Source organism: Anaerococcus provencensis, assembly GCF_000312365.2.
GTDB lineage: Bacteria > Bacillota > Clostridia > Tissierellales > Peptoniphilaceae > Anaerococcus > Anaerococcus provencensis.
Genome location: NZ_HG003686.1, coordinates 966,054 through 989,503 on the forward strand (window position 1 = coordinate 966,054; position 23,450 = coordinate 989,503).

Genomic DNA, 23,450 nt, shown 5'->3' on the forward strand with positions numbered 1-23,450 from the left:
TCAACTATTTTTATGAATTTTTTAAATTTTCTCTAAGTTCACTTATAGATTGAGTGGTGACATTTGCCCTATCAATGGCCAAATCATCGAGAACTTCATCTACCTTATCCTTATTAGTAAATTCAATTTCCATATATGGTTCTGGGTAGGTATTCTTATCCCAAATATCTATATCAAATCTTTGGCCCTTGTAGGTGTATGATCTTCTTTCCTTCTCTCCTTTAAACTGCAATGAAACTCCCAATTGATTAAGGATTTTTGTCATCATAGAAATAGAATCAATATTTACAGTGTATTCCCTGTTTACCCTAAAGTCATCTACATTTTCAACTTCCTTAAAGGTAAGCTCAATCTTTTTACTATCATCAGTGAATTTTGTCTCACGAATTCTTAGGTAACCATTGGAAAAAGCTCCCTCTTCTGGGGCAAAGGTGTAGTTAGTTTGATATTCACAGCTTACCTCTTGGCCACCTAGGGCTAGCAATTTTTCTTCCATTTCGTCTACATCTATATTTAAAACTTTTACTTCAATTTCTCTTTGCATTATCCTATCCTCACTGCTTCAAAATTTATATAATCGCCTGCTATACATTTGACATCTATACCGTCAAAAATCCCTTCTTTGATAATCCTATGACCTATACCGTGGAGGTGGCCATAGACAAGGTGTTTGACCTTGTAGTCCTTGCAAATATCAAAAAACTCATTAAAGGTCCTATCTACATTGATTGGTGGGTAGTGGAGCATTACTATCTTTTCTTTGTCAGATGCATTTTTTAGGGAATTTTCAAGCCTCATAAGCTCTCTATTAAAGACCTTCTCATCGTGGTCTGTAAAGTCTTTGCTATCCCTGCTCATCCATCCCCTAGTTCCACAAATCTCATAGCCCTCTACAGTAAATGAATTGTTTTGGAGGAAATCTATGGTCGAAAGTCCCAGGTTGTTGATCTTATTAAGCGAAGTCCACCAATAATCATGGTTGCCCTTAAGGATAATCTTTCTGCCATTTTTCTCGTCAATCTTTTTAAGATCAATGTAGGCAGCATCCAAATCCATGGCCCACGATATATCTCCTGCTAGCAAAACCGTATCATCAGGACTAATGATGTCATTCCAATTGTCAAATATTCTATTTTGATAATCCTTCCAGCCATCACCGAAGACTTCCATGGATTTTTCTTCTGTATAATCTAAATGCAAGTCAGCTAGTCCATAGATCATATATCCTCCAAATCAATTATCTTATAATCAATCCCTTCACTATTTAAAATATCTTCCTCTCGACCATGGCAGGTAAAATATATTATCTGCCTGAAATCCCCTAGGTCTAATAGGTAAAATAGGGCGATTCTCAGTCTATCAAGGTCATAATTTATAAAGGCATCGTCAAATATCATAAAAGTATCCAGATTTTGCTCGTTAATAGAAAATTTAAAGGCAAAATTCATCTGGTCATAAAAACCTGTGGAAAGCCTATCCAAATCCAAATAGCTGCCGTCCTTTTGTAAAATTTCTGGCAGAAGATTTTCATCATAGGTGATTTTCTCATACTTGCCCTTGGAAAGCTGGGAGATTATATGTGAAACTTCCTTGCTGTGCTTGACAAGATTTGAATTATTATCTTTGCTTATCTCATCAATTATTTCTATGGCAAGATTTAGCGCCTCTATCTCTTTTTCCATTTGGGAAAGTTTTTCTTTTTGAAAGTTTAGATCATCTTCTAGGTCAACTTCCTTTGAAAGTTTTTCCTCAACAGCTGCCAAATTCTTCTCCAAGGCTAAATTGTCGTCATTTAGCTTTTGCAAATCTTGGTCAATCTTGCTAATCTTATCGTATATCTCATTGATATCGACATTTTTAATGGCCAAATAATCTTCTAGATTAGAATTTTGCATTTCTAGGACTCTTATAAGCTCTACTAGTCTCTCCTTATCTTTGATAAGTCCCTTATAAATTATATAATTTTCATCTAGATTATACTTCTTATCTGTATTTTTTCCCTTTTTGTACTTTTCTATAAAATAAATCACTAGGGGCAAAACAAAGGCAAGGGCCAAAAGATATGACAATTTGCTTTGTAACCAGAGCATGACAAAAAATAAGGAAGTAAGAGCGTAGATGAGGAAATTTCTCCAATCAATCTTATTATGAGAATCGTCTAGATTATAATCTTTGTATTCTTCGTATTTGGCCAGCTCTTTTTCTATGAAATTAAGCTCGTTTTGGTATTTGATTTGCTCTTCTAAGCTCTTGTAAGATGGGTTGTTCCTATAGTCATCCCTAATCTTTTTTAGTTCGTCCAATTCCTGCCTATGTCGGTCTATTTTGTCTCTATTTTTGTAAAGTTTTTCCAAGTCATTATTGTAATTCTTCCTCAAAGATTTAAGGTAGGCCAGATCATTTTCTAGATTTTCTATCTTCTCAGTGGTTTTTGCATAGGCTTTGGTATATGCCCTGGGAGTGCCAATCTCAGTCAATCTCCCTTTTAGATTTTCTATGGCAAGGGCTGGAGAAAAGTAATAATCACCTCCAGAACTTAGCATTTCACTAATCTTATCCTTTACAGCAGCTAAGGATTCCTGGCTTTGGTAATTTGCTATGAGATTTTTATATAAATCATAGTCTATGCCAAGAAGAAACTCTCCTGGATAGTTGAGATTGCTTGCTTTTGACTTAATTATTTCATTGGTGTCTAGGTTATAAATCTCATAGGTCCCATCAAAGAAATTGCGGCTAATCCTGTAATTTGTCCCATCCTTATTAAAAATCCCGAAGCCAGCATACTTGTAGGAATGTGTGGGTTTATATATTTCTTGTTTCTTGTTAAAGTGGCGGACCTTTTTCCCATCGTCAAAGCCATAGAGTAGTCCTTCTATAAAACTAACTATAGTAGACTTGCCAGATTCGTTTTTGCCGTAGATTAGGTTAAAGGCAGGGGAAAATTCTATATGAACATTTTCAAATTGGCCAAAGGAGATTATGTATAATTTCTCGATACAAAGACTCATTTTTTGCTCCTTAAAATGGCATCGTAACCTAGCTTTAGGGCAAGTTTTGATATTTCGTCATTCTTATCCATTAAGCTTTCTTCAAATTTGCTCAAAAGTGTATTAGGATAAAGTCTAGATAGATTTTCCATATCCAAACTTTGATCTATTGATACATAAGAAAAATCTGCCCTAAGCTGATTTTGGATATTTTTACTATTGATGCTATCTCTTGACCTAATATTGAGTCTAAGAATATTTTTCTTAGTCGACAAGTTTTGATTCACATATTCTATCAAGGCATTTTCATCAGCAAAATCATCATAAGATAGGTCAAAAGTCTTAAATTCCATAAGATTAGAATTTATATGACTAAGCTTTCCATTATCATATAAGATATAACCAAAATTTTCTGTATCTGCAAAAGAGCGTGGTTCTATGCTTGATGGATAGTGGATGTTTTTATAGGACCTAGCCTTGTGTATATGGCCAAGACCCACATAGTCAAAGCCTACTTGGCTAAGCTTATCCTTATCTAAATCTAGGTAATTTGTAGGGCTATCAGATATATCTCCATGGGCCAAAAGTATATTATAATAATCCCTATCCAAGGAGATATCATAGGGAAAGTCCCCAGCATATATCCTGTCAGTATAGGAAAGTCCATAGATCCTCACTCTTTCATTTTCAAACATAGATAGTTTTTCGCTTGTAAAGATATGGAGATTGTTTGGTTTTTGACCTAGAAAAATCTTATTATAGGAATCAAAGTAATCGTGGTTGCCAGTTACATAATAAATGTCTTTTCCAAATTCTTCAAAAATAGTAAAAAGCCTAGCAAAATCTTTGGATGAAAAGTAAGACCTCTCAAAGAGGTCTCCTGCTATAAGGGCAAAGTCTACATCTTTGTTTGTCGCAAAGATATTTTCAAAAGACTGCCAGGTATTTTTCCTAATGAAAGAACCAAGGTCATCACTAAAAGTCGAATTATCCGCCAAATGAGCATCTGCCAGGTGGATAAATCTCATAGATTGTTTACCTTTTCTATTAATTTGATGTTGCTTTTGACGTCAAAAACTGTGATTGCACCATTTTCAATCCAAAAACTTTCCCAATCGCTTAGATCCTTGAGAATCCAAAATAGACAGGACTTGATGGCAATGCCGTGGCTTACGCAAAGGGCATTTTCGTTTTTCTTTGAAATCTCATCCAAAAATTCGCTAGTCCTATGGATAAGATCCATCCTAGATTCACCATTTGGATATCTGGTATTGAAAGGGTCTTTGTCTTGTTCTTTGAAAAATTCCTTGTAATTGGTCCTTACTTCTACAAAAGATTGGCCTTTGAAATCTCCAAAATCTAGCTCGTTGATGCGTGCATCTGGGGTAAAGTCCTCAAAACCAAGCATCTTAGCAGTCTGTTGGCTTCTTAGCAAGGCTGATGTGTATACCTTATCTATCCTGTATTTTTCTAGGGCACGCCTAGTGTTTACCAAAACATTAAAACCGCTCTTACTAAGTTTTGTACTATCAAGTGAATAAAGACTTGACATATTTGCTTCAGTCAATCCATGTCTTACTAAAATAATCTTCATTATTACTCCTTTTTATACTAAACTATTCCCATACAAAAACAAGGCCAAAGACCTTGTCTTATATTAGGTGAAAAAACTCATGTTAAGAATATATTCAGTATTACTTAAGTTTTTTTCTACTATAAAATTAGATACCCTATTTATTCTCCGCTACTCATCGCTTCAGCCATATCTATCTTCTTTAACTTATTATGAACTATCAATAGTAAGACTATGGAAATTGCTATGGTGATAAGTCCACTATATAAGAAAGGCGTCAAATGGACTCTATAGGCTAGGAGTATATCTCTTGGGGCAACGACATCTATTATATATCTAAACATTGCAATTCCAAGGAAATAACCAAGAATTATTCCTAGTATGGTTAGGATAAATATTTCTCTAAAGATGTAGGAGGTCACTTCTTTTGGATAAAATCCTAGGACCTTGATGGTTGCAAGTTCCCTCTTACGCTCGCTTACATTTATATTTATCAAATTGTAAAGAACAACCAGGGCAAGCATTACAGAAATTAGGGTTATGACCCCTATAACTAGGTTAAGATTTGCCATGAGCACATCAATTGATGCGTAGATTACAGTCGAATTGATGATGGCGTTTACTGCTGATTCATCTTCTATATCTTCTATAATCTGGTCAGCATCTCCTATGAGATAGGAGGCGTTTGTTGTAAGTTTACCTCCTGTTATGGCTTCAAATTTATCCTTATCCATGTAGATATAGTTACCAGTGTAATTTTCTGCTATATTACTTATAGTGAAATCATAGGTCTTGTCCTTGTAGGAAAGCTTTATGGTATCGCCAGGGGCAAGCTTAAGGGCTTTGGCAATTTTTTCAGTCATAACAGCTTCTTCACCCTCTAGCTTTATAGGATTTCTCTTTAGGTCATATAGACTTATAAATGAATCAAAGTCATCAGTCGAATCTGCCACAACTAAGGAGGCTTCACGAGTCTTATCATCGCCCTTTAGCTTTACATCTTCCATTCTGATAGGATGGGACTTATATGGCTTAATCTTCTTATTAAAGCTATCTATGTCAGAATCTTTGGCCTTTTCATCTACCACAGCTATCACATCATAGTGGCTAATCATATCCTTTTGGAGGTTTATGGTATCTTTGATTGAATCAATCATAGCAAAGCCAAAGAAGGTAAGGGCTGTACAGCCACCTACTCCAAATAGGGTCATAAACATTCTTGACTTATACCTAAAGAGGTTCCTGGATGTTATCTTTTGTAAAAATGATAGACGTTGCCAGATTGGTTTGATTTTTTCTAAAAGTATTTTCTTGCCTGGATCTGGTGACTTTGGAAGTAATAATGCAGCCGGAGTTTCCTTTAAAGTTTCTTTTGATGATAAAAAGACTGTAATGGCAACTAATAGCGACGATAGAATCACCGCAAAGACCATGTAAGGCAATGGATTGACATAGTCTATGCCTAGGTTTCCAAATCCTGAGGAATAAGCCTTTATAATAACTTCTGCTACTACAAATCTTCCAATGATTGCGCCAATAATTGAGCCAATAAATGTTGGGATTATCCCATATAGATAGAATCTTTGGCTGATTTGCTTATTTGAATATCCTAGGGCCTTCAAGGTCCCATTAATTGTTCTTTGCTCATCTATAAAACGCTTCATGGTTGTAAGGGTTACAAGCATGGCAACCAGGTAGAAAAATGTCGGGAAAACCTTGGTAAGCTCGTCCATATTTAGGGAGTTTTGATAGTAGGTATTGATCCCCTCGTTATCTCTGATAGTTTGGATATCATATTCTGGGTCGACTAGTCTTGCCAATGTGTCTTTGGCATCAGATATTTGATCTTTACCATCAGCTATGCCCTTTTGGGCGTCCTTTTTCTCATTTTCAAACTTAGAAAGATTTGTCTTATACTCTTCTTCCCCGTCTAAGATTTCCTGGTAGGCATCTTCCAATTCTTTCTGGCCCTTGGCTCTCTCAACGGCAAGCTTGTTTAGGCCAGCCTTATAGTCAGTCCAACCCTTGTCAATCTTAGCTTGGTTTTGATCTATTTGTGCTTTGGCAGAATCTAGGGCTCTTTGGCCAGAAATTCTGTTGTTAGTAAGCTCTTCCTTACCTGCTGTAAGTTTTCCAAAACCTTGGTCAATTTCCTTTTGCTTGGCATCTAATTCAGCTTTAGCAGAGTCTATCTTTGATTTTTCGCTATTATAGCGATTTTCTATTTCATTTTTGTTAGCTTCATAGTCTGCTAGACCCTTTTCATATTCTTGGTAGCCTTGCTCTAGTTGGGCCTTCATAGCCGCAATTTTTTCTGGGCTAGGCTTAGGGGTTTCTTGATTTTCATCTGGCACATTTTCATTAACTTCTGGATTTTCAATTGAAGATTCCAAGAGTTCGATTTCTGCTTTCTTGGCATCCAGTTCTGCCTTAGTCGCTTGAAGTTTTTCTAAAGCCTTTGCAAGTTCATTTCTAGGACCTGCAAATTCCTCATCTAGCTTTTTGTATCCCCCTTCAAGGTCCTTTTTGCCTTGGTCGATTTCTGCTTGTCCACTTACTAATTTTTCTTCATTAGCCTTAAGCTCAGCTTTTGCTGCGCTAATTTTATCCTTAAAATTCTTAAGGTTATTTTGGTAAGTTAGCTTGCCAGATTCAAGTTCGTTTTGTCCATTAATGAGCTCAGCTTTTGAATCTTCTAGTTTTTTCTCAGCGTCGGAAATTTTCTTGGCAAAATCTTCCTTGCCTTTTTGGTAGTCGATATTTGCCTGGTCTAGGTCTTTGCGACCATCTTGCAATTTCTTTTCTGCATCTGAGATTTGGCCTTTGGCATCGTCTATCTCTTTTTGGGCATCATCTAGGTCTTTTTTGCTGTCACTTCTTATATCAGCTAAAACTTCTCCAGGACGATTGGCAAAGGCATCTTCGATTTCTTCCTGCTTTTTGTCCACATAGGCTAAGTATTCATCGCTTGTCCTATCCATGTCCTTAGTTTTTTTGTAGGATATATTAATCTCGCCAAATTTGTCCGTATCAAAGTCATCTTCCATGACAAAAGCGTAACCATCAATTTCCTTTTTGGCAGTAAAAGATATCTCTCTCATATCTTCCATAAAATAATCAGAAGATTTGAAAAAACCTACGACCTTGTAGGTCAGACTTTTCATCACTTCTTCATCAACCCTAGCATTTTCTATGTAGGAAAAGCTAAGTTCATCACCTATTTTTCTATTATTGCCAAGGCCAATATCAAGGGCAATCTCACCAGGTTTTTCTGGCATACGCCCTTCTACAACAAGAGACTTTTTAATATCTTTATTGTAGGATTTAAGCCTTATTAAACTCTCCCCCTCCATAAGGTCGGCTGTTTTGACCTTTGTCATCTTTTCAATATCTGGATCTCTTTTTAAAATAAGCTCATCTTCGTAGTCTAGGCCATATGTAGAGGTCACTATCATATCAGCATGATTGTAAGTCTCTAAGGACTTATCCAAAGTATTTCTCATGGATGGCCCAGTTAGGGTAAGTGCAACCACCACTAGAGCGGCAAGTCCTACCATTATAGCAATGGATGCCACCTTGCCCTTGGTGTTTTTAATATCTTTGATGATATTTTTAAAGTAAGTCTTATTCATAATTACCACTCGATTTCATCAATTGGCTTTGGATTGTCATTTACATAATTTTCCACTATTTTTCCATCACGAAGCTCTATGACATCATCTGCCATAGGTTTTATGAGGGAGTTGTGGGTTATGATTATAACTGTTGCTCCCATAGATCTAGATGCATCTTGGAGAAGTTTTAGGATATTTTTGCCAGTTTCATAGTCAAGGGCTCCTGTAGGTTCATCACATAGCAATAGCTTTGGATTTTTGGCAAGGGCTCTTGCTATGGCAACTCTTTGTTGCTCACCTCCAGATAATTGGGAAGGGAAGTTTTCTGACCTTTGTCCTAGGCCAACTTCCTCTAGCACAAGATTTGCATCTAGGGGGTCTTCGGCAATTTCTGAAGATAGTTCCACATTTTCAAGAGCTGTAAGATTTGGCACTAGATTATAGTGTTGGAAGACAAATCCTACGTCATTTCTCCTATATGTTGTAAGGTCCATATCAGAAAGTTCTGCTAGGTTTTTGCCATCTATCAAAACTTCTCCAGAACTTGCCTTTTCCATGCCACCAAGGATATTTAATAAAGTCGTCTTACCAGCACCAGAAGCGCCAACTATTACTAAAAGTCTGCCTTTTTCAAGGTCAAAGGATATATTGTCATTAGCAAGTATGGTCGAATCACCAGACTTGTATTCTTTTGTTAGATTGTTTAATTCAATGTATGCCATAATAGCCTTTCTATTTTTTACTTATTATGATGATTATACCTATTATTAGCATTTATTTTAGCTTTATAAAGCTTTTCAAAGTTTTCTCTTCGAAGAAACCAAGCAAAGTCTACTTGAAAACGCCTTGCATATGGACTAGTCTTCATAGACTTTATGGTTTCTACCACTTCTTTCTCAGAATAATCTAGTATTAGCATCCTAAGATCATAGGTCAATTTAAAATCTTTTAGAATGTCATCAATTTTAACTACCATAGGTCCTAAGTCATTCCAAGCATCTTGGAAGAGGTACAAATATTTTAAATTCTCTAAGTACTTTGTACCATAAGTCATTTGTCTATTAGTACTTATTAGCTTGTCATTATCAAGATTAACATTTGCTTGATTTTCTTTATCTACTTTAACATTTTGATCATCTAGACCATATTTCTTTTCGTATACTTCTGTTTCCCAACGAACTATGATCCCATTTTCACGAATTGGATAGCGTCTAATGTAACCTTCTTTTATAAGCTCATCAATACCAGACCTAAAAGACCTGATCCCGTCCTTAGAATGGGTGATAATTTCATCAAAATAAATGACCCAGTCACCAGGTAAGGACAAAAAATAGGTCAAAATCCCTTTGGCCTTGAAGGATAGATTTTCATCTCTCAAGTAATCGTTATCAACTATAGTAAAATTCTCATTTTTTTGTATTTTCTTAGCAATCATAGTAATTCTCCTTTTACTCTTATATAGGTAAAAAGAGTAATTATTCCCGAATAATATAAAAAACCTCCCAATATATACTATTGGAAGGCTATTTGCAATCAGGGCACAGACCCCTATATGTAATATCTACACTTTCTATTTCATAGTCAGAAAGTTCTTCTATCTTGTAGTCATTATTATCTTTCAAATCGATAATTTTGCCGCATTTTTCGCATATAAAGTGGCTGTGACGATCTTTGGCAAATTCATATCTCTTACTTGTTAAGTTGAAGTCTAGTTCTTTTACTATGCTTTTTGCTGTAAAAATCTTTAGCGTATTATAAACTGTCGCTTGAGATATGACAGGATCTATCTTTTTTAAATCAGTGAATATTGTTTCAGCTGAAGGGTGTTTGTGATTTTTTGATAGATAATCAAGGATTAAAAGTCGCTGGTGAGAAACTCTTATACCATTATCTTGCAATAACTGTTTTTCTGCTTCTAGTCTTTCTGCTGGCTCTAAGTATTCTAAGTTTTGTATCTTCTCTTCCATCCAATCCCCCCTTTAACCTAGTATATTATTATACAATGCTATTATTATATTACAAGATATATAAAATTACAAATTAAAAAAGCCCTCAATGAGAGCTTTTCAATGTTAAAGTTAATTAAGCAATTTCTACTTCTGCGCCAGCTTCTTCTAGTTTAGCTTTTAGTGCTTCAGCTTCGTCTTTAGAAACTTTTTCAGCTACTGGTGCTGGAGCGCCATCAACTAGAGCTTTAGCTTCTTTTAGTCCAAGTCCAGCTGCATCTTTAACAACTTTTATTACGTTGATTTTAGCTTGTCCAGCTGATTTTAATACAACGTCAAATTCTGTTTTTTCAGCTGCTGCTGCTTCACCTGCGCCTGCTGCTGCTGGAGCTGCTGCTACTACTGCTGCTTGAGCTGTTACGTCAAATTCTTCTTCGATTGCGTGTACTAGGTCGCTTAGTTCAAGTACTGTAAGAGTTTTGATATCTTCTAATATTTGTGTTACTTTTTCACTTGCCATTTTTAAATTCTCCTTAATTGTTTTATTATTTTATGCTTCTGTTGTTTCTTCTGCTACTTCTCCTGCTTCTTCTTTTTTAACACGTACTGCATCAAGTGCAAGAGCAATTTTGCCGATTGTGTTATTAAGATCGCCAGCAAGATGTTGAATTGGTGCTTGTAATACATTTGCAAGCATTGAGTATAGAACTTCTTTGTTTGGTAATGATGCAATTGCAATCATTTGTTCGCCAGTTTGGATAGTTCCATCTAGTAGACCTGCTTTGATTAGTAGCTTTTCTTTTTGTTCGTCGCCTTCTTTTCTGTAGTCAACAGCAACTTTTGGTCCTGTTACAGAATCTTCATTTGAGAATATAAGAGCGTTTGAGCCCTTAAGTTCGCTTACTAAATCTCCATAACCAAGTTCTTCGAAAGCAAATCTCATCATTGTGTTTTTGTAAACTTTGTATTCTGAGTTACCTTCTCTAAATTTGCTACGTAGGTCAGTGATCTCTTGTACGTCCATTCTATCAAAACTTACAAGAGTTGTTGATTTTGCGTTTTCAATCTTTTCTTTGATTTCATTTACAACTACTTGTTTAGCTGCTATAGCTTTTTCGCTCACTTTTTCACCTCCTAAAGGCTAACTTGTGGTAAATATAAAAATCCCCAACAAAGCTAAGCATGGCTTACCATGCTTACATCGGTGGGGATGTAAGTTTTTCTCTTCCCACCTATACGCAATTATTAAACCCTAGGGTCTGCGTAGTCTTTGGTAGCCTGTTTATTTGACTATGATATTATATCACAGTTTTTAAATTTTGCAAATATTTTTATTATCTTTCTACTAGATCCATTACTCTTTGTGGAGATAGTTTTACACCAGGTCCCATTGTTGATGTAACTGTTACTGATCTGATGTATCTACCCTTAGCTGCTGCTGGTTTGTCTTTTACAACTGCAGTAAGTAGTGCACGAATGTTTTCAGCTAATTTTTCATTACCAAATGAAACTTTTCCTGTTGGAACGTGGATTAGGTTTGCTTTGTCTGTTCTGTATTCTACCTTACCAGCTTTTACTTCTTCGATAGCTTGTTTTACATCCATTGTTACTGTTCCAGTTTTTGGGTTTGGCATTAGGCCTTGTGGTCCAAGGATTCTTGCAACTCTACCAACTGTAGCCATCATATCTGGTGTTGCTATTACAACGTCAAAGTCTAACCAGTTTTCTTTTTGGATTTTTTCTGCTAGTTCTGCTCCACCTGCGTAGTCTGCACCAGCTTCGATTGCTTCGTCAATTCTATCTTCTTTTACGAAAGCAAGGATTTTTTGTGTTTTACCTGTTCCGTGTGGAAGAATGATTGTACCACGTACTTGTTGGTCAGCGTGTCTGCTATCTACACCAAGTTTTAAGTGAAGTTCTACTGTCTCGTCAAATTTAGCTTTTGCTGATTGTTCAACAATTTTTAGTGCTTCTTCTAATTCGTATTCTTTTGTAGAATCATAAGCTTTTTTTGATTCTAGATATTTTTTTCCTCTTTTTGCCATTTAATTCCTCCTTAGTGGTTAGCGAGTTACCTCTCCCACTAGTCTTCTACTGTGACTCCCATACTTCTTGCTGTTCCAGCTATCATGCTAACTGCAGCGTCTAGGCTTGCTGCGTTAAGATCTTGCATTTTTGTGTTTGCAATTTCTTCTAGTTGTGCACGTGTGATTTTACCAACTTTGTTTTTGTTTGGTTCACCAGATCCCTTGTTAAGGTTGATAGCTTTTTTGATTAATACTGGTGCTGGTGGTGTTTTTGTGATGAACTTAAAGCTTCTATCCGTAAATACTGTTAGTTCTACCGGTATTATCATTCCAGCTTGGTCGGCTGTTTGTGAATTAAATGCTTGCACGAAGTCCATGATGTTAATTCCGTGAGGACCTAGTGCTGTACCTACTGGTGGTGCTGGAGATGCTGCTCCTGCTGGTACTTGTAATTTTACTACTGCTTGTACTTCTTTATCTGCCATATTTTACCTCCTTGTGGTCGTATCGGGGGATTACCCTCCCACTGTTGACAGTTAATTACTAGATTGTTTCAATATCTGAATATTCAAGATCGATTGATGTATCCCTACCAAAGATATCTACAAAGGCTTTGATAGTTTGTTTCTCCTTGTCAATCTCTATAACTCTTCCTACAAAGTCCTTGAATGGACCTGCAATGATATTTACATCGTCTCCCACATTTACGTCTATGTCTAGGACTACCTTCTCTTCTTTGACACCAAACTTTCTTACTTCTTGTGGCGTTAGTGGAACTGGTTTCCTATCTGGACCTACAAAGCCTGTAACTCCTTGGGTGTTTCTAATGATATACCAGCTTTTGTTGGTGATATTCATCTTTACCATTACATAGCCTGGGAATAATTTTCTAGTTTTTACTTTTTTCTGATCGTTTTTAATCTCTACGTATTCTTCTGTTGGCACTGTTACATCGACTATGTCTGGGTTTTGTTCGTTTTCGATCATTGATCTAATCTTATCGCAAACCCTGTTTTCATAGCCGGTATAGGTATGGACTACATACCATTTTGCCTTATCGTTAGATTCTTCTGTTTCTACAGTATCTTCTACTGTATTTTCTTCTAAAGATTCATTTTTATCTGACATATGTCACCTAAATAATAAATCCTAATAGGAAAGCAAATAACTTGTCTAGTAAGTAAATAACTACACCAGTGATAGCACTGATTAATAGTACTAGGCCTGTGTATTGAAAAGTAATTTCCTTACTTGGCCATTGGATTTTTTTTCTTTCCTTTTTAGTAGATGCGAAAAATCCTTCGTTTTTATTAGCCTTAGCCATTTCTTGCTCCTATTTTGTTTCTTTGTGAACTGTATGTTTTTTACAGAAAGGACAATATTTTCTAAGTTCTAATCTTTCTTGATTAGTCTTTTTGTTTTTTGTGGTATCGTAGTTTCTGTTTTTGCATTCAGTACATGCTAACTTTACTTTATCTGCCATTCAAACACCTCCTATATTTTATACGGATATTTCCTACAAGTGAATATAATACCTTGTAATCGACTATTTGTCAACACTATTTTCTTCTAATTTTTGGTAAAATTCGATTCTTTTCTTAAGAAGAAATTCTCTTATGTCTTCCATATCGTGGTTTGAATAAGTTTGGTCCATATATTCTATTATAATATCTTCTATGTCAGGCAGGATAAATACACCCTCGTCATACATCTTGCCGAGAAAATTATCCTCCCTATCATAGTAGACTTCTGGTGGGTAATCTTCTAGTTTGCTGGTATCAAAGCTTATAAAGCTTTCCTTAGTATAGACCCTGCCATGGCTAACAAGGACACACTCTTTGGGATTTATTTCTCGTCCAGTTTTATAATCTCGCATTTATAAGGCCAATCCAAGATTAACCATTTCATCTTTTATTTGATTTGCATAAGTTTCTGCAAGCTCATCGCTGCTTGCTTCAACCATGACTCTAATTAGTGGCTCTGTACCAGATGCCCTTACCAAAACCCTACCAGAATCTCCAAGTTCTTTTGTAATCTCATCGATTTTTGCATTGAGTTTTTCGCTTGATAAACTTTCTTCTTTATCTTTAACTCTTACATTTACTAAAACTTGTGGGTAGATTGTAAGGTCTCTTGTTAGGGATTTTAGGTCAGTTTTTTGGTCAATCATAGCTTCCATGATTCTAAGTGATGTTAGTATTCCATCACCTGTGTTGGCGTATTTGGAAAATATTATGTGTCCTGATTGTTCTCCACCTAATTCTAATCCTTGTTCGTCCATAGCTAGGTGAACGTATTTGTCCCCTACTTTTGTTTTTACATAGTCTATGCCTATATTATCCAAAGCCTTATAAAGACCGATATTTGACATAATAGTAGTTGCTATGGTGTTACTTTCTAGTTTTCCTTCATCTTTTAAGTGTTTACCACATATATAAAGGATAGCATCGCCATCGATCACATTTCCATCAGAGTCAACGGCTATACACCTATCGGCATCGCCATCAAAGGCAAAGCCTATGTCAAGCTTATTTTCTCTAACAAATTTTTGCATATATTCTATGTGAGTTGATCCAGCATCTACATTTATATTAATGCCATTTGGTCTGTCGTTTATTACATAAGTATCAGCACCAAGTGCATCATATACAGGTTTTGCAATTGTAAAGCTTGCTCCGTTGGCACAATCCAAGCCAACTTTGATACCTTCAAAGGACTTATCTACAGTTTGAATTAGAAAGGCTATATATCTATTACGGCCACCTATGAAGTCTACTGTCCTACCTATCTTATCTCCTTGGGCTAGTGGTATATCTTCGATGTCAGCATCTATGTATGCCTCTAATTCTTCCAAGAATTCATCTTCCATTTTTTCACCCTTGGAATTTATTATCTTGATACCATTGTCTTGGTATGGATTGTGGCTTGCAGTAATCATTACACCACAATCAAAATCTTCACTTCTTACTATATATGATACAGAAGGAGTTGTTGTAACGTGGAGCAGGTGGGCATTGGATCCAGATGAGGTTATACCAGCAGCAAGTGCATCTTCAAACATATAAGAAGAACGTCTAGTGTCCTTACCTATAACAATCTTGCCGGCAAAACCCTTGTCTTTGTTGAAGTAGTCTCCCAAAAATCTTCCGATTTTAAAAGCATGGTAGACGTTCAAATCCTTATTTGCCTCTCCCCTAAATCCATCAGTTCCAAAATATTTCATATTTCCTCCAATAATTTAAAAGTCAAATTTATTTCATTAGTATTATACACTTAAGCTGGCTTGAGAGTACAGTATTAATAACTTACAAATTTCTCGTTCTTGGAAACACATCATCTATACAATATAACGATTAGCTCTATTATTGTATATTGTTTAATTCTTTCATAATTATTTTACCATACTACAGATCTCTTTTATCAACTCTTGTTATCATTTTTTATTCCATATAAAAGCTAAATCATTCTTTTGAATAAAAATAAAAAGAGAACCTATGCATTCATAGCATATCGGTTCCCTTAAAACTCTACAATACTATCACAAACTAATTCTAAAAACTCAATATCATGTGATATTATTAAAATTAGTCTATCTTTTTTCTTTACTTTTTTTATATTCTTAGCGACTATTTTCATATTTCTATAATCTAATCCACTGGTTGGTTCATCAAAAAATAAAATCTTCTTACCAGATAGCAAGGCAGATAAAATAATCACTCTTTGTTTTTGTCCTCCAGATAAAGTGTGTGGATTTCTATCAATAATATTTTCAAGTTCCATATCTTTTAAGTAAGTGTTTATGATATTTTTATCTCTAATTTTCGATGTTAATAATATTTCATCAAACACAGTGTCAGTAAATAGTTGATAGTTTACTTCTTGCATAACTAGCAAACTTTCTTTTATCCTATTTCTTCTATTAAATCGCTTATCGGCCTTTAAAATCTCTCCTCTGTTTGTTTTGTATAGTCCACATACAATTTTTGCAAATGTAGATTTACCAATCCCATTTTCCCCAACAATTCCAATTATATTTCCATAAGAAAATTTAATATTATCAATGGATAAAATTGTTCTAGCATTTCTTTTAAAAATCAAGTTTCTCATTTCTAATGAGGATTCCTCATTGAAACTCTCCTCATTATTAACTAGGTTTATATCTTTACAAGAACAGTGCCTAAGTCCCGTTTTCAAACGTTCATCTTCACTTAACTTTTCAATTTCTTCCATATTGTATTCTCTAATAATTTTGCCATCTTCCATATAGATTGCTCTATCTACTATGTCTTTTAAATACCACAATCTATGTTCTGCAATAATTATAGTTTTTCCCATAGCTTTAAGATTTTCAATTGTCTGTGATAGCTCTTTCATTGATTTGATATCTAAACTTGAAGACGGCTCATCAAGTACAAATATTTCAGGACTTAAAGCGTAAGTACTTGCAATGGCAATCTTTTGCTTCTCGCCTCCTGAAAGGTTGAATATATTTTTATTCATTAGTCTTTCAAGGCGAAGGTCTTTTTCAACTTCTATAATTCTTTTATTAATTGCTTCAGTATCTATACCATAATTTTCTAAGCCAAAAGCGATCTCATCTGTAGTATTAGTTGTATAAAACTGAGTTTTAGGGTTTTGAAAAACTGAACCTACAAATTTAGATAATTCATGTATTTCAGTTGTAAAGGTATTAATGCCATTTACTCTGACACTTCCACAAATATCCCCATCATAAAATTCAGGAATGATTCCGTTAATAAGCTTTAATAGGGTAGATTTTCCACATCCACTCTTACCACACAGAAGAATACACTCTCCTTTATTTATTTTTAAGTTTATATCTTTTAATGAATAATTAGCTCCACCCTTATATTTAAAGCTTAATTCTCGAATTTCAATCATAAATCCCACCCTAAAACTTTCATAAATATTACTGTTGATAAAATCAAAATCATAAGAGTTAAAACACCAATATCATTTTTTCTAAACTTAATTAGATATCTACTTGTTTTTTGAACAGGCGCATCAAGTCCTCTTACAATAGCCGACTGAGATAACTCATCACCCATTTCTATAACACTTACAAAAAGAGGGACAAAAAAATACTCCATAATCAGAGTAGGTTTTTCTAATAAGTTCTTTAAATTAAAATTGATTCCTCTAGTTTTCATTGCCATATTAATGTGACTCCACTCATCCCTAATTGTAGGAAAACATCTAAATAATACAGAAATCATTATAAGAGAGTCTTTTGAAAATTTTAATTTTTGCAAAGTCGCTACTGCAAGAGAGGCAGACGTAGAATTTAAGATCCATTTTCCAACAATAATACAAGGTAAAAACTTCCTTCCAATTGCAAAAATAAATAAAAGTAGGTTTATGAGAAAATTTATGTTCAAATGTACTAATGATTTCTCTAAAATTACACTTATCACAAAAAACAGAATATATCGTAAGGCTGATTTTTTATAGCCATCGCTAATAATAATTGCAAGAAAAAATGATGTTATAAGACTTTGATAGATTAAAGCAAATCCTAAAAAAATTAAAACATTCGCAACTATAAGCAAAATAAGTTTTGTCCTGAGGTCATATTTTGACCCCAGAACAAACTTTGCATCATCCATCATAATACTCCTGCGGATTTAAGCTTTTTATTTAGTATTTTCTTTGTAAAGTAAGAACCTAACAAAGAAAATATAAATGTTCCAATAATCATAACTGGTAACATCCATATTGGTGTCCAAGCCCTTACAGTATTACAAAAGCTTTGATCTAAGCCACCTTTTATTACACTTTCAAAAAATGCTTCTCTCATAATCCAAATTGGTAAGAACCCACCAAATAAGTTTAGAGAAAAAAACATATGACTAATTGTGTTTTTCTTAAAATTAGTATAATCTCCACCTTTTGCTATAAGCATAGCTATTATTCCAGCTGGTATTGCAACTAAAGGAGCAATTGGGATATGTCCTGTTGCAACCAACAATATACTTGGAAGAGTAGCTGCAATTACAATTGCCGTACCTGATTTTGTTTTTGCAAGAAGCATATGATAGGTTGGCGCAGCAAGTAGTGCTACAAGCATAGGCATTAGTAAAAATAATACAGGAACAGGCATAGATATTGCTCCTATAACTAAATAAGTTACAAAATAAAGTGCTATTAAAACACCTGCTGTAATTGCATTTTTTGATGATTTCTTTTGTGTTTTCATTTTCTTTTCCTCCTTTAAAATTGATTGTTACTATACAATCTTCCATTCTTTTGACTTCTCTTGATAATTCCATAAGTCTTTATACAGACCGTTATTTTTAATTAGTTCTTCGTGTTTTCCCACTTCTTCTACTTTTCCCTTATTTAAAACAACTATTTTATCTGCACCCATAACACTTCTTAGCTTATGAGCTACAACTATCACTGTTTTATTTTTAATTAAATTTGAAATTGCTTCTTGTATGATAAGTTCATTCTCGGGATCAAGCGAAGATGTCGCTTCATCGAGTAATATTATTGGAGCATCCTTTAAGATCGCTCTTGCTATGGATATTCTTTGTTTCTCACCTCCAGATAAGGTTGCTCCTCCTTGACCAATCATAGTATCAAATCCATTTTCCTTTTTTATTATAAAGTCATATGCTCCTGCCATTTTTGCTGCATTTATGATTTCATCTTTACTAGCATCTTCATTTCCAAATTTAATATTGTTATAAATAGTATCTTTGAAAAGATATACATCTTGAAATACTACAGAAAATTTATCCATTAATTTGTAAGGATCTGCTTTAGCTAAATCTATTCCTCCAATTTTTATTGTTCCTTCATCAGGATCGTAAAACCTTGATATCAGCTTAACTAGTGTAGATTTTCCTGAGCCAGAATATCCTACAAAAGCTGTTAATTCATTCTCGTTGATATCCAATGTGACATCATCAAGAACTTTAGACTCTTTATAAGAAAATGAAAGATCTCGAATTTCAATGTTATTGCTTACTTTTAAGTCTTCTTCACCTTTCATAGGCTCTGCATTTAACAATCTTAGGATATTTTCTCCTGACACTGATGCTATTTGTAACCCATTATAATTTACAAGTGCAAGCTCTAAAGGATCAAAAATTCTTGTACCTACAAATAAGAAAATTAAAAATGTGTCAATTTCTAAGTTTCCATTTAAAAATAAATAAGAACCTACTAAGCTCATCAAAGGAAGCCCTATTCTTAAAATCATACTTGCTATAGTAGTTAACGAGCCTACACCTTTCTCATTCTTAATATTTGCATCTTTAGAATCTTCAATATCTCTTTCAAGTTTAGTTAATGTTTCTTCTAAGCTATTGTAAGCTTTAAGTGTTTTTATCGTATCTAAATATTCATTTATATCCTCATCTTCTTTTATTTTTATCTTTTTTGTTCTTAAATAGATTTTTTTCTGAAAATTTTGCATAAGTCTTAACAGTAAAATAGAAATTGGTAAACCAATAAAAGTTGCTATTCCCATTTTTACATCAATTATCAAAAATAAAATTGAGCAAACAATAGCTACACATATACCACTAAAAAACTGTGGCAATTGATGAGTCACTGCTGTTTCTATTTTAAAAAAGTCATTCATAAGAGTATCTAAAATCTCCGTTGAGCTTTTGCCTGAAAGATAACCTATAGGCAGTTTTCTTATATGATCTGCTAATTCTATTCTTCCATCTGCTGCCACTTTATATCCAAGTTCGTAGGTGTATTTTGTAGCTAAATTCTCAAAGAAAATTGTTACAAAGAAAAATACTGCCATTATCACAAAATATTTCCATAAAAGATTCGTGTCTATTTTTCCTGTATTTCTACTTAGAAATAATGCTTCTACAATTTTAGCTAGTGCAATAAATGGTATAAGGTTAGAAATAGATGCTAAAATGTTTAGAACAATAGATTTTCTTATATTATTTGCCTTTCCTAAGGTAATATTTTTTATCATTATCTCTCACTCCCTTCTATATCCATTTGCCAAATATTTGTTTTTTTATAGATATCATAAAGCCTCTTGTATATCCCATCTACACAGATTAAATCTTCATGTTTTCCTCTTTCTACAAGTTTTCCATCAGATATTACTAAAATTTGATTTGCTTTCTCTATCGTATTTAACCTATGGGCGATCATAATAACTGTCTTATCTTTGACTAGTTCCGATAAAGCTTCCTGCATAAGATATTCATTTTCAGAATCTGCAAAACTTGTAGCTTCATCTAAAACCAATATAGGTGAATCCTTTAAGATTGCTCTTGCCACAGCAATACGTTGCTTCTCTCCTCCAGATAAATAAGTTTCCTTTCCTAAACGAGTTTCATATCCATGAGGAAGCTGTTTAATAAAATCATGACATCTTGCTTTTTGGGCTGCTCTTATAACCTCTTCTTTGGTGGCTCCTTTCTTCGCCATAGCAATATTATTAAAAACTGTGTCTGTAACAAGATCACTATCTTGAAAAACAAAAGAAATATTGTCCATTAAATCTTTTATTGAAATACTTTTTATATTTACTCCGCCAATTTCAATAGAACCTTCTAATGGGTCGTAAAATCTTGGTATTAAAGTCCCTATTGTTGATTTTCCTGCTCCTGAATATCCTACTAATGCAGTAACTTCTCCTTGTTTTGCACAAAAACTAATATTCTTTAAAACCTCTTCTTCTCCATAAGCAAAGCTTACATCTTTAAATTCAAGATTGTAGTCTAATATATCTTTATCGTTACTTCCGCTTAACATTTCTTTTTCATCTATAAGCTCATATATTCTAGCCACAACTTCATTTAACAAATTCATTCCTTCTGCAAAATCTCTAAGTTTCAAAATAGGTACACTCATAGCTGGGGCAATTATTAAAAAGAAAACAAAAGTAGTTAAAAAATCTAAGCTATAATTTTTTGATAATAAGCTTATCCCAACAGGTACTATAAATGTTGCTACTGAAAGTATGAACACTCTAAAAGACACAAAACCCGGTCTTATCATTGAAGTCATAGAACTTGTAAAGTTTTTATAATCATTTACGGATTTTGAAAAAGTTTTAAATGACCTAACACCAGAACTAAATATTTTAACTTCTGGCATACCCTTTACATATTCAGTAGTTGCAGAATTAATGTTATCAAGAATCTTAAAATTTTCAGCAAGTCCGCCTGACTTTATAATCTTTGCCATAATCGCAATTTGAATTCCAAGTCCTATAAGTAAAACTAACAATGTTATAAATCCTAACAACAAATTCATCTTAAACATGACAACAATCATCGCTAAAATTATTGTTAAAGTCGAAATAAGATTTGGTAATTGGTGAGAAAAATATCCTTCAATTTGATTCATATCCGAACCTAACACTTGCCTTATTTTAGACTTATTATCTCCAGTGAAAAATCCTAATGGTAACTTTCCAACGTGATTCAATATTTTTTTCTTTAAATTTGCTATTAAAATATATGAAAATTTATGACATAAGATGCTGCCAACGTAGGTTAAAAGGTAAGCTAAAATTACAGCTACAAGTCCATAAATACAAAGGTTTATTGTGTTTTTATCTAATGTTCCATATAAAAATAGAGATTTAATAACCTTATATATTACTAAGATTGGGCATATACTTAATAACATTCCCAAACTAACAAATATTATTCCACTGATAAGTCTTCCTTTTTTTACTTCACTATAGGAAATAATATCTCCAATAGATTTCTTTTTTTTCATCTATAATATTCCTCCTTTTCTCAGAACGAGTTCGTTCATTTGCCCTAAAACTAATACAAGGAAAACATACTTAATGTTTCCCTTGTAAAATACTTATATTTTATTTTTATCTAATGAAGTCTTGGAAAAAGTTCGCTAATCACTTCAAAGGCTCCATTTGAGTTTGTTTTATTTTCTCCTTTATTGATTGAGTCAGTATATATTGTTCCAACAGCCCCATATAAAATAAAAGCTGCAAAACTTTTTACATTTTCTCTATCTATTCCCATATTGTTTTCTATTTTTTTATCTTCGATTCCTTCAATAATAAATTCAGAATAGACATCTATAAATTTTCCAATATAGTGAGTTAACTCCCAAAGCCTATACGAATTATCTGTTATTGAATTATTGAGAGAAAAATTATATTTTTTCGTAAATTGACCTATATCTTTTACTATAAGTTCTCTTAAGATTTTTATTCTTTCTTCATAATCTATTTCCTTGTTTTGAAGTATATCTAACTTATTTTTTAATTTTTCATCAAAATATGTTTCCATGCATGCCAAGAATATATCTTCTTTTGATTTAAAATAGTAATAAAACATTCCCGGTGCTCCATTAACTTCTGCAAGTATATCTCGTACCGAAACTTTTTCATAACCATACTTTTCAAAAAGTCTGGATGCTATATTTATAAGCTCCCGTTTTCTTTCTTCTGGATCTTTTGCATTTCTATTTGTCAAAACCTCACCACCTATTGACCGACACTCGTTCTACTGATATAGATTATCATTTTCTTTTACTATTGTCAAGAGTCCACCTTAAAAAAATCAAGCATAAGTCTAATCGTGATAAATTCAAATTTTAATTATGACCATATTCTAATACAGATGATCGAGTAGAGCTAAATAAATAGCCCCTCTCAAACCACCGTACGTGCCATTCGGCATACGGCGGTTCAATATTTTCTTGTATCATATTATTTATTTCTGATGAAACTATTTAACTTTATTCTTTTTGTATCAGAACCTTGAGGAATGAATACGTCATTCCTTGTTTTCCATCAAGTCATAGTGCATCCTTTTCAAATATTACAATGAATATTGTTCCTCCCTTTGCTCCATTTCCTTTACAGAAACTTCCTTGCTACTATGGATTCTGCTGACTTCTCATAGTTCGTTGTTACTACTGTGTCGTCTATGAGAACTCACGGGGTTAGTTCTAATACTTTCATCGTTTACTTGCAGAATTTACGCTTTGGGTTTACGGTTACCTTTTGGGTTTTTGCTATCTTTGCCTAGCTTGCCCACCTGTTACGCCTTATATCCTGTTCCTGTTCGTCTAGCCACGATTTCGCTACCCGTTCTTCTCTCCTAGATGTCGCCATCTAAAACTTCGGGGTCGCTATTAGATTCGTCGGTAACTACGCTCTGTAGGGATTTTCACCCCAGCATTAGAACATGCCCGTCATACCCCAAAAAATTCCATGAACAGTAATTCCTATCCATGGAAAAGTATTTGGTTAATTATTATTTACCAACACTATTTGACATAGAGCCAAAAAATAAAGTTTTTTCACTTACAAT

24 protein-coding genes are annotated in these 23,450 nt (G+C 33.9%); all 24 read right to left on the reverse strand.

What is annotated here, in order from left to right; all coding sequences use genetic code 11:
- Positions 1-10: 10 nt before the first annotated feature.
- On the reverse strand, positions 11-544 hold the full coding sequence (locus tag BN38_RS07325; RefSeq protein ID WP_044566308.1) for a class IV adenylate cyclase: 534 nt from the start codon (positions 542-544) through the stop codon (positions 11-13).
- Positions 544-1,221, reverse strand: coding sequence for a metallophosphoesterase (locus BN38_RS07330; RefSeq protein ID WP_044566309.1), 678 nt, complete (start codon positions 1,219-1,221; stop codon positions 544-546). Before BN38_RS07330 ends, BN38_RS07325 begins: the two co-directional genes overlap by 1 nt.
- Positions 1,218-3,008: an ATP-binding protein gene (locus BN38_RS07335; protein WP_044566312.1), complete on the reverse strand. Its 1,791-nt coding sequence runs from the start codon at positions 3,006-3,008 to the stop codon at positions 1,218-1,220. The genes BN38_RS07330 and BN38_RS07335 overlap by 4 nt, the downstream gene beginning before the upstream one ends.
- Positions 3,005-4,015, reverse strand: a complete 1,011-nt coding sequence (locus BN38_RS07340; RefSeq protein WP_044566313.1) for a metallophosphoesterase family protein — start codon at positions 4,013-4,015, stop codon at positions 3,005-3,007. The genes BN38_RS07335 and BN38_RS07340 overlap by 4 nt, the downstream gene beginning before the upstream one ends.
- Positions 4,012-4,581, reverse strand: a complete 570-nt coding sequence (locus tag BN38_RS07345; RefSeq protein WP_044566314.1) for a histidine phosphatase family protein — start codon at positions 4,579-4,581, stop codon at positions 4,012-4,014. The genes BN38_RS07340 and BN38_RS07345 overlap by 4 nt, the downstream gene beginning before the upstream one ends.
- Before the next feature lie 140 nt (positions 4,582-4,721).
- On the reverse strand, positions 4,722-8,192 hold the full coding sequence (locus BN38_RS07350) for an FtsX-like permease family protein (RefSeq protein ID WP_044566315.1): 3,471 nt from the start codon (positions 8,190-8,192) through the stop codon (positions 4,722-4,724).
- Positions 8,193-8,194: 2 nt separating this feature from the next.
- A complete protein-coding gene (locus BN38_RS07355) occupies positions 8,195-8,896 on the reverse strand; it encodes an ABC transporter ATP-binding protein (RefSeq protein ID WP_044566316.1) in 702 nt (233 codons plus the stop codon).
- Positions 8,897-8,913: 17 nt separating this feature from the next.
- Positions 8,914-9,609: a hypothetical protein gene (locus BN38_RS10770; protein WP_049944468.1), complete on the reverse strand. Its 696-nt coding sequence runs from the start codon at positions 9,607-9,609 to the stop codon at positions 8,914-8,916.
- Between the two features lie 88 nt (positions 9,610-9,697).
- On the reverse strand, positions 9,698-10,141 hold the full coding sequence (locus BN38_RS07365) for a Fur family transcriptional regulator (RefSeq protein WP_044566317.1): 444 nt from the start codon (positions 10,139-10,141) through the stop codon (positions 9,698-9,700).
- Positions 10,142-10,256: 115 nt separating this feature from the next.
- Entirely contained in the window at positions 10,257-10,640 is a 384-nt protein-coding gene (rplL, locus tag BN38_RS07370) for a 50S ribosomal protein L7/L12 (protein ID WP_044566318.1), read from the reverse strand.
- Positions 10,641-10,670: 30 nt separating this feature from the next.
- Entirely contained in the window at positions 10,671-11,243 is a 573-nt protein-coding gene (rplJ, locus tag BN38_RS07375; protein WP_044566319.1) for a 50S ribosomal protein L10, read from the reverse strand.
- Positions 11,244-11,454: 211 nt separating this feature from the next.
- Positions 11,455-12,165 carry a 50S ribosomal protein L1 gene (gene rplA, locus BN38_RS07380; RefSeq protein WP_044566320.1) on the reverse strand — a complete coding sequence of 237 codons (711 nt, stop codon included), beginning with the start codon at positions 12,163-12,165 and terminating at the stop codon, positions 11,455-11,457.
- 38 nt (positions 12,166-12,203) lie between these two features.
- Positions 12,204-12,632, reverse strand: coding sequence for a 50S ribosomal protein L11 (rplK, locus tag BN38_RS07385; RefSeq protein WP_044566321.1), 429 nt, complete (start codon positions 12,630-12,632; stop codon positions 12,204-12,206).
- A 58-nt stretch (positions 12,633-12,690) separates the two neighbouring features.
- Positions 12,691-13,275 carry a transcription termination/antitermination protein NusG gene (gene nusG, locus BN38_RS07390; protein WP_044566323.1) on the reverse strand — a complete coding sequence of 195 codons (585 nt, stop codon included), beginning with the start codon at positions 13,273-13,275 and terminating at the stop codon, positions 12,691-12,693.
- Positions 13,276-13,282: 7 nt separating this feature from the next.
- A complete protein-coding gene (secE, locus tag BN38_RS07395) occupies positions 13,283-13,471 on the reverse strand; it encodes a preprotein translocase subunit SecE (RefSeq protein ID WP_044566324.1) in 189 nt (62 codons plus the stop codon).
- 9 nt (positions 13,472-13,480) lie between these two features.
- Positions 13,481-13,630 (reverse strand): 50S ribosomal protein L33, encoded by a 150-nt coding sequence (gene rpmG / locus BN38_RS07400; protein WP_044566325.1) that lies wholly within the window; start codon positions 13,628-13,630, stop codon positions 13,481-13,483.
- A gap of 63 nt (positions 13,631-13,693) precedes the next feature.
- Complete coding sequence (locus tag BN38_RS07405; protein WP_044566326.1) at positions 13,694-14,023, reverse strand: hypothetical protein; 330 nt, start codon at positions 14,021-14,023, stop codon at positions 13,694-13,696.
- Positions 14,024-15,370, reverse strand: a complete 1,347-nt coding sequence (gene glmM, locus BN38_RS07410; RefSeq protein WP_044566327.1) for a phosphoglucosamine mutase — start codon at positions 15,368-15,370, stop codon at positions 14,024-14,026. It lies immediately after the preceding gene.
- Positions 15,371-15,666: 296 nt separating this feature from the next.
- A complete protein-coding gene (locus tag BN38_RS07415; RefSeq protein ID WP_044566329.1) occupies positions 15,667-17,049 on the reverse strand; it encodes an ABC transporter ATP-binding protein in 1,383 nt (460 codons plus the stop codon).
- Positions 17,046-17,774 carry an energy-coupling factor transporter transmembrane component T gene (locus BN38_RS07420; protein ID WP_044566330.1) on the reverse strand — a complete coding sequence of 243 codons (729 nt, stop codon included), beginning with the start codon at positions 17,772-17,774 and terminating at the stop codon, positions 17,046-17,048. The genes BN38_RS07415 and BN38_RS07420 overlap by 4 nt, the downstream gene beginning before the upstream one ends.
- On the reverse strand, positions 17,774-18,364 hold the full coding sequence (locus tag BN38_RS07425) for an MptD family putative ECF transporter S component (protein ID WP_044566331.1): 591 nt from the start codon (positions 18,362-18,364) through the stop codon (positions 17,774-17,776). The genes BN38_RS07420 and BN38_RS07425 overlap by 1 nt, the downstream gene beginning before the upstream one ends.
- A gap of 30 nt (positions 18,365-18,394) precedes the next feature.
- A complete protein-coding gene (locus BN38_RS07430) occupies positions 18,395-20,116 on the reverse strand; it encodes an ABC transporter ATP-binding protein (protein WP_044566333.1) in 1,722 nt (573 codons plus the stop codon).
- A complete protein-coding gene (locus tag BN38_RS07435; RefSeq protein WP_044566334.1) occupies positions 20,116-21,882 on the reverse strand; it encodes an ABC transporter ATP-binding protein in 1,767 nt (588 codons plus the stop codon). Before BN38_RS07435 ends, BN38_RS07430 begins: the two co-directional genes overlap by 1 nt.
- 110 nt (positions 21,883-21,992) lie before the next feature.
- Positions 21,993-22,607 (reverse strand): TetR/AcrR family transcriptional regulator, encoded by a 615-nt coding sequence (locus BN38_RS07440; RefSeq protein ID WP_044566336.1) that lies wholly within the window; start codon positions 22,605-22,607, stop codon positions 21,993-21,995.
- Positions 22,608-23,450: the final 843 nt, after the last annotated feature.